The sequence below is a fragment of the Acidovorax sp. KPB24-03 genome (genome assembly GCF_057546605.1).
In genome coordinates, this window is the sequence record NZ_BAAJYR010000919.1 from 1 (window position 1) to 616 (window position 616).

The window sequence follows — 616 nt, forward strand, 5'->3', positions numbered from 1 at the left end:
TGGTCGCCAGCGCGCTGCTGCTGGTCGTCGGCGCCTGCGTGGGCAGCACGGGATTCGACAGCCTGCTGCGCATGGGCCAGGACCCGGTGGCCTGGCAGATCGTGTGGGAGATCCGCCTGCCGCGCACTCTGGGCGCCTGGCTGGCGGGCGCGCTGCTGGGGCTGGCGGGCGCGGTGGCGCAGGGCCTGTTCCGCAACCCGCTGGCCGATCCATATTTGCTGGGCTCGGCCTCGGGCGCGGCGCTGGGCGGCGCGCTGGCGATGGTGGTGTTCGGCGTGTCGCCCATGGCGGCGCAATGGCTGGCGCGGCTGGGCGTCACCGGCATGGCGTTTCTCGGCGCGGCCGGCGCCGTGGCCCTGACCCTGGTGCTGGCGCGCGGGGTGCAGCACACGCTGCGCCTGCTGCTGGCCGGGGTGATCGTGGGCGTGGTGCTGGGCGCGCTGCGCGACCTGGTGGAGCTGGCCTCGCCGGACATCCTGCAGGCCATGCAGGCCTTCACGCTGGGCAGCACCAGCTTCGTCGGCTGGGTGGCCTGCGGCGCTCATGGCCGGGGCGTGGGCGCTGTGCGGCATCGCCGCGTGGACCCTGTCGCGCGCGCTCGACGGCCTGACGCTGG

General features: G+C 75.3%; 1 pseudogene. It reads left to right on the top strand.

Going from position 1 to position 616, the window contains the following annotated elements:
* Nucleotides 1-616 (top strand): annotated as a pseudogene (locus AC27KI_RS26800) (iron chelate uptake ABC transporter family permease subunit); the annotation flags it as partial.